Below are 7,160 nucleotides of genomic sequence, written 5' to 3' on the forward strand. Positions count from 1 at the left end.
AACGAATACTAGGTCAAAGTAGGGAGATTATATAGAATCTCACCATCACGTATGTGGAACTATTTGTTAATAGAAAAATGAAAAAATAATAAAAAAATCTCGGGCTACCTTACGGAAAAAAACCCGAGATCTATTACTCCAATCAAATGGATAGTCTACTTCTCAAAATTTTTGCATAAAACACGAAAGAAAATATCTTCTTAACCTGGAATGTCCGGAGTAACCATGCTAAGGTTTAACTCTATTGTCAAGAACCTAAAAATGAAAATATTATTTTTGAACTTCCTCTAAGAAATCAACCATTATCTTAATAAATTCTTTTGGTTTATCGTAATGTATATCGTGACCAGGTGTATCTACATCTATCCTTTTTCCATTTTCCAACAATTCAACCACATGGTCAGCATCTTCGTCAGATAATGCCGCCATTAATAATTCTCCATCATAATTTGTTGCAGCTTTAATAAATACCGTCGGACTTTTAATTTTTGATAACACTTCTGTTTGGTTATAGTCTTCAAACCAGCTATTGTCATAAAATGTTTCTCCAAATTTGTGATCATAAGGATATGTCACGGATTCAAATATTCTATTTATCTGTGGTGGTAAATATTTGATGTGTACTGGCTCATTAGGATGTTTTTTATGGTAGGCAATTGCATCTTCGGAAAACTTGTTCCAAAGAAAATCCCCAAACACCTTTTTCCAATAACTTCTTTCTAAACTATACTTAAAATAATCCTTCTCTTTCTCTTGATTTTTAAAATCTTCATACAATTGAAAGCCATAAACCCATGCATATGTGTTTTCTCTTCTACCTGGTTCAGTTGAGAAGAAAGGGGAATCTTCAATCACTGTTCCAAGGACACGATCTGGTGCATAGGCAGCCATCCATGCAGCAATCATACCTCCTGAGGAATGACCGGAAACCAATGTTTTTTGCCCAATTTTAACATCAATAAACTCGATAAAATCTTTCGCCATTTCTTTAGCGGAATATTTCTCCGCATTCCAATCCGATTCTCCATGTCCATGGCAATCTACCGCAAACACATGGTAGTGCTTTGATAATTCAGGTAATACTTTGGCATAATCCTCCCAAGTCATACCTTGACCATGAATGAGTAGAAGTGGGGTTTTGCCATTGTTTGGACCTTCACCATAATTAATGATTGTACCGTCCTTTAACTTTACTTGTTTTTCAATAAATCCAGCACTATACATTTTTTTTAACGGTTTTTCCATATAAGTAATATTGTTATACAAATAACTACCAACTAATAATAGGATAAAAACGAAAAATACACTCAGTATTACTTTCTTTTTCTTCTTCACCTTGATCTTTACTCCCTCCTTCAACTAGTAACCATTCTTTTCAATATTCTGTATGAAGGGTACTATTCATCGCATTCTTTCGCTTTATATACAGCTTCTACAAAATGCATCATTTTATCATACTTTAAAATAGCGATTCCCTGGTCCTCGTCACCTAGAACCAATAATCTTTCTCCAGGATGAATATTAAATATCTCTCTTGCTTTTTTAGGGATAACAATTTGTCCTCTTTCTCCCACCTTTACCGTTCCAAATACGTGTTTCCCTTTAGGTTGAATGCCTAAACCATCTTTTTGTTGAGAATGATTGACTAAATCATCCAACGTAACCTTATATAATCGTGCCAAAGCGATACAGTTATTGATATCAGGTACGGTATCACCATTTTCCCATTTTGCCACCGCTTGTCTAGAAACATTCAATTTTTCCGCAACCTCTTCTTGTGTGTATCTATGAGCTTTTCGTAAGTTCTTCAGATTCACATTTATCATATTTTTCACATCCTTCATGCCCATTATATTATGGATATCCAAAGATTCAATGAACCCAACATAACATAGAATGTTATGTTGAGTTGACATCATTTATTATTCCTTGATAAAAGAAAAAATCGGGCTTCCTGTTGGAAATTACCCGATTAATCATTGGTTTTCTGCTGATAATAGCAATCGTATATTCATAATTTTTTTTAGAAAAGGAGTGAAAGAATTAGCGTCCAAACACAGACAAATAGTAATAATCCAAAACTGTATTTCAAGGTCATTTTCGTTAACTCAGATTCTTTTCCTACTTCCCCTACAGATGCCGTTGCAATGGCAATCGATTGTGGTGAGATCAATTTTGCCATTACTCCGCCTGCAGTGTTAGCAGCAACTAATAATGAAGGATTCGTCCCGATAATATTACCAGCAGTAGCTTGAATGGAAGCAAATAATGTATTGTTATTTACAACCGATCCTGTCATAAATACCCCGATCCAACCTAATATAGGGGATAATAATGGGAATCCTTTACCGGTTGTTGCAACCGCTTCTCCTAATACTGCTGTTAAACCCGCATAGGTCATTAATTTGGCAATAGCTAAAACAGCACAAATCATCGCAATAGGAATCCAAAATTCTTTCATGGTCGTTTTTAATAGTTGAAATCCTTTATTAAAACCAATACCTTTAGAAGTTATGATTGTCGTTATTCCGGCCAAGAAAACCGCTGTACCAGTCGCACTAATTAACCCAATACTGGAACTTAATGATGATCCTGGGATTGTAAATAAAAGATTGGTTGAAGCCAATACTTCTCCTTCTGCAAATAAAGATTTGAATAATGGTAAACTCCAAATGAGAACAAATATACTTAATAAATAGAAAGGTGACCAAGCCTTAGCAATATTTGAAAGCGAGTATTTTTCTACTTCTACTTTTTTACCATTTATGAAAAAGATATTTTTCGGCTGCCATTTATTTAAAAAGATTGCAAGAGCCCCCATTGCTAATAAAGAAGGAATAATATCTGCTAATTCAGGGCCTAAAAAGACAGTTATCATTAATTGGGTGATTGTATATACAGCAGATACAACTAAAATAGCTGGTAAAACTTCTTTGATACCTTTTATACCATCTATTAATAAAATTAGTAAAAATGGAATAGAAAAATTAATAATAGGTAGGGTTAAGGCAGTCATCATCGATACATCCATGGAAGTGATCCCTTCCAATCCTAATGTACCAGTAATGGCTACCGGGATTCCAATAGCTCCAAATGCACCTGAAGCCCCATTGGCAATTAAGCAAAGCATTGCCGCTTGCAATGGATGAAAGCCTAAAGATGCTAGTAATACTGCACAGATAGCAATTGGAACACCGAAACCAGCTGCACCTTCTAAAAAAGCATTAAAACAAAAACCTATTAATAGTAACTGGAGACGCTGGTCTTGAGAGATTCCGGCAATACTCGCACGTATGACGTCAAACCTCCCTGATTCTACAGAGAGCTTGTATAACCAAACAGCTGTTATAATAATATAGCCTATCGGCCAAATTCCTTGAATCGTACCTTGTATTACACTTCCGATAGCTTCTCCCATTGGCAATTGAAAGCAAGCAGTGGCAATAATAAAGGTAACGACTAAATTTAGTAAAGCGGCATAAATACCTTTCATTCGAAAGACAGTTAAGCATAATAGAAATAACAGGATTGGTATTGCAGCTACAAGAGCGGAAATACCAATATGATGAAAAGGATTGAATGACTCAACTAACATGTTGATGAACTCCTTTGAAGTGAAATATAGTTACTGCCGAGTCAATTACTTCTTCCAAAATGGATCTTGTATTTCTTTCAATGTTGCAATAGACTTGCTAAGTCTTTCCCTCTCTTGGTTATCGAGGGATAACTCTATAATTTTCACTGCCCCTTTTCGATTAATGACTGTTGGAACGCCGATATAAACATCCTCATACCCATATTCACCATTTAATAATGTACTAACAGGTAAAACGACGTCCTCATCTCTTAAGATCGCTTTTGTTATTCTAGCCAGCCCCATTGCAATTCCATAATAAGTCGCCCCTTTTGCCTCAATAATTTCATAGGCGGCATCACGTACTTCGGCAAAAATTTCATTTTTTCTTTCCTCTGTTAATTGAGGGGCAATAGGGTTACCAGAAATATTAGCAGAACTCCATACAGCAAGTTCAGAATCCCCATGCTCACCAATAATATAACCATGGACACTCGTAGGAGTTACTCCAAATTCTTGAGCTAATAAATGGCGGAATCTTGCAGAATCTAATATCGTACCAGATCCAATGACTCTCTCTTTTGGAAGACCTGAGAATTTCCATGTGGCATAGGACAAAATATCAACTGGATTTGTTGCTACTAAGAAAATGCCATTAAATCCCGTCTCCATCACACTTTTTACAATGGACTCAAATATCTTCATATTTTTATTAACTAAATCCAATCTGGTTTCACCAGGTTTTTGCGCCACTCCCGCACATAAGACGACAATCGCTGCGTCCTTACACTCTTCGTACGTACCAAATTTAATTTTCATCGTACTAGGTGCATAAAGCACACCATGATTTAAGTCCTTCACATCCCCTTTTGCTTTTTTCTCATTTATATCGATTAGAACTAGTTCACTACACAAGCCTTGATTCATTAATGCATACGCATAACTTGATCCAACTGAACCTGTTCCAATTAAAATCACTTTGCTTCCTTGTGTTAAATCCATTTAAACTCATCTCCTACTAGTAAATGGTTTATGGTTATTATTCCTATCCCCCAGAATAATAACCAGTCGGGAAAATAGTTTGTGAAATATTTCACAATTAAATTATATGTCTTTACGACTCATAACTCAACCGTAATTTGGAAATGTATTCGATTACAATTTGTCAAAAGTATGACAAAATTCCCCCTCCTTAAGTGTTTAAAAAATAACCCCTTTTAACTGTGCTTTACATATTTCTATTGCTAGATGGACAATGATCACGAGGGTAGAGTTATATATATGTAAAAACCATATAGCCCGTATACAAACAAACCTATAAACACAAAGCACCTCCTTAAACAGATACAATCTTAGTATCCATTTAAAGAGGTGCTTGCATTTTGCCCCATTATTTTCACTGTTCAATTTTTCTTAAGAAAATTTTCTAATATGTTTTTCTATCAAATGAAGCAATCACAACTTGTTTTCCCCTTTTTTCTTTAACACAATAATGGCATTGCTGATAAGGCCTAATCCAATTCCAATGATTCCTCCAACGGCAGTACCAATTAGTGTATCAATCCAACCACCTGAAAGGAATAGCTCTCGACCACCGCTAGCAATAAATCCAATTAATCCACCAACAGAAATACCAAAAAACATAAATCCAGCATAAAATAGACCGATTGCTTCATGATCAGCAGGATTGAAATTTTCATAGTACTCAACAAACTTATCTTTCAAATCAGAAGACCTGGTAGTTTCACTTTGAAACTTCAATTCCTCTTTCGCACGTTCAAATGCTTCTTGTTCGGAAATCCCGTTTTCCATCAAATCATTCATATAATCACTCATATAGAGAATCAAATCATTTTGTACATCAATTGATACATTTGAACGGGTCTTCAGTTTAGACAGTTTATTTGTAACCTTTCTTTTCGTCTGACCAATTTGATGTTGCAACTTTTCTAAGTAAGTCATCTCAGCTTCTTCTAAATAATATTGAGACTGCTCCTTGGCAAACTGTTTGATTCTTTCTTTCATTTCATTACTAAAGTTCATTCTTATTCATCCCTTCCTTTCTTATCATTTCAATACGATCAACCAAAAAGTCCCACCTTACCCAAAAAGAAGACAATGCCTCACGACCTTGTTCGTTTAGGGTATAAAACTTTCTTGGAGGACCTAATTCTGAAGGTTTTTTTGTAATATGAACTAGTTTGTTTTTTTCAAGTCTAAGCAACAACGCATACACAGTAGCTTCTGCAAGTTCTTCAAAGCCCAATTGGCGTAATTTTTTGGCAATCTCATAACCATATATTTCGCCGTGACTGATAATTTCTAATACAATCCCTTCCAATACGCCTTTGAGCATTACACTCATGTTCTCCAGAAAATCACCCCATTAGTATTCAACATTGTTGGTAATCAATAATATTGAGTACTACTATATAATAATATAGAGTAGCCAGCTGATCAATACTTTTTCAGGAATCCTTTGTTAACTATTTTTTGACATCATTCTCTAACCTTATAAATATATTTCGATATCCGACTTCAGTCTTTTGTAAATCTTTTATTTTTTTTTATACAATTTCTATCAACACTATTCTATAATCGTTGATTGGTAGTTGCAGATATATTGATTTAGCAGTGTTTAACATAAATTTAACAACAATTATAACAGACATGTAAAAATTGATATTTTACACAAAATATTGCCAAGCTTGACAATTTAGGATATTCTATCCATTGTATAATCGGGACTATTGTTTTATTTTTAAATCTTATATAATTAATACTTTTATTTAATTTCACTGTACTCGTAGATTGTACAAATTTTTAATATTGCCTCCAAACTATAATTGTTAATCTTTTCTGATATTATCTCATTTTCGAAGATACTTACTCTCAAATAATATTCTTTTTATTGCACTGGCATTACCGGCATTTTGAAAATTTTATTCGAAGGGGAAATAATATGGAAGAAAACAACATGGAAGAAAACAACAGAAATATAAATAAAATTGATAAAAAGTCAAAAAATAAGCTTAATAGCATTGTTGATACAAAGGATCTCCAATGTTACATTCAAGAATTGAAAGACATTGAAAATAAATTAACCAACATTAACGAACAAGTTATTAACATTCCAACAATTAAAAATAAATTGGACTATTGCCATGACAAGTTAAATAAACTCTATCAAGAGATCAGAGAGATTAATAAAGACATTAAATCTTATTCTGGATTTCACACCTATATTAATAAAATATATGCTATATTAGAAGAATTAAAGAGTAAGGTTTCTGAACATGAAAAATTATTAAAACAATCTTTCTCAAAAAAGCAACTTATAGAAAAACAAACTAATATTAGTAGTACTATACAGGAAGATTTAAATGAATCATCTTTCCTTTTTAAATTCAAATTTTCTCATTTAGAAAATTATTTAATGACGGAACCTAAAAAATCTCGTGGACCTACGTCAATATTCCGGACACAAATAAATTAAATTCCAAACCACTTTCTAATTTAAATTACAGTTACCTTTCGTGGCTTGACATGGAGCCTCGGCGGGCATGAGTTCTATGCCAGGAAGCCA

At 33.8% G+C, this 7,160-nt stretch carries 7 protein-coding genes; 1 reads left to right on the forward strand and 6 read right to left on the reverse strand.

All coding sequences use genetic code 11. From position 1 onward, the window contains the following. Window positions 1-270: 270 nt before the first annotated feature. From G4Z05_RS09390 to G4Z05_RS09415, 6 genes are all read right to left on the reverse strand, one after another. Window positions 271-1,335: an alpha/beta fold hydrolase gene (locus G4Z05_RS09390; RefSeq protein WP_338036757.1), complete on the reverse strand. Its 1,065-nt coding sequence runs from the start codon at window positions 1,333-1,335 to the stop codon at window positions 271-273. A gap of 62 nt (window positions 1,336-1,397) precedes the next feature. Next, the gene (locus G4Z05_RS09395) at window positions 1,398-1,826 is read right to left on the reverse strand and encodes a helix-turn-helix domain-containing protein (protein WP_163251718.1); all 429 of its coding nucleotides are present in this window, start codon (window positions 1,824-1,826) and stop codon (window positions 1,398-1,400) included. Window positions 1,827-2,023: 197 nt separating this feature from the next. Continuing rightward, window positions 2,024-3,595 carry an L-lactate permease gene (locus tag G4Z05_RS09400; RefSeq protein WP_163251719.1) on the reverse strand — a complete coding sequence of 524 codons (1,572 nt, stop codon included), beginning with the start codon at window positions 3,593-3,595 and terminating at the stop codon, window positions 2,024-2,026. A gap of 45 nt (window positions 3,596-3,640) precedes the next feature. Continuing rightward, a complete protein-coding gene (locus G4Z05_RS09405; protein ID WP_163251720.1) occupies window positions 3,641-4,576 on the reverse strand; it encodes an L-lactate dehydrogenase in 936 nt (311 codons plus the stop codon). 453 nt (window positions 4,577-5,029) lie between these two features. Next, window positions 5,030-5,617, reverse strand: a complete 588-nt coding sequence (locus tag G4Z05_RS09410) for a hypothetical protein (RefSeq protein ID WP_163251721.1) — start codon at window positions 5,615-5,617, stop codon at window positions 5,030-5,032. Further along, the gene (locus G4Z05_RS09415; protein WP_163251728.1) at window positions 5,607-5,930 is read right to left on the reverse strand and encodes a PadR family transcriptional regulator; all 324 of its coding nucleotides are present in this window, start codon (window positions 5,928-5,930) and stop codon (window positions 5,607-5,609) included. Before G4Z05_RS09415 ends, G4Z05_RS09410 begins: the two co-directional genes overlap by 11 nt. Window positions 5,931-6,536: 606 nt before the next feature. On the opposite strand from G4Z05_RS09415, the gene G4Z05_RS09420 reads away from it, so the two are divergent. Then, window positions 6,537-7,070, forward strand: coding sequence for a hypothetical protein (locus G4Z05_RS09420; protein ID WP_163251722.1), 534 nt, complete (start codon window positions 6,537-6,539; stop codon window positions 7,068-7,070). The last annotated feature ends 90 nt before the right edge of the window (window positions 7,071-7,160 follow it).

Origin of the sequence: Neobacillus thermocopriae (genome assembly GCF_010975035.1) — a bacterium.
Lineage (GTDB): Bacteria > Bacillota > Bacilli > Bacillales > Cytobacillaceae > Neobacillus > Neobacillus thermocopriae.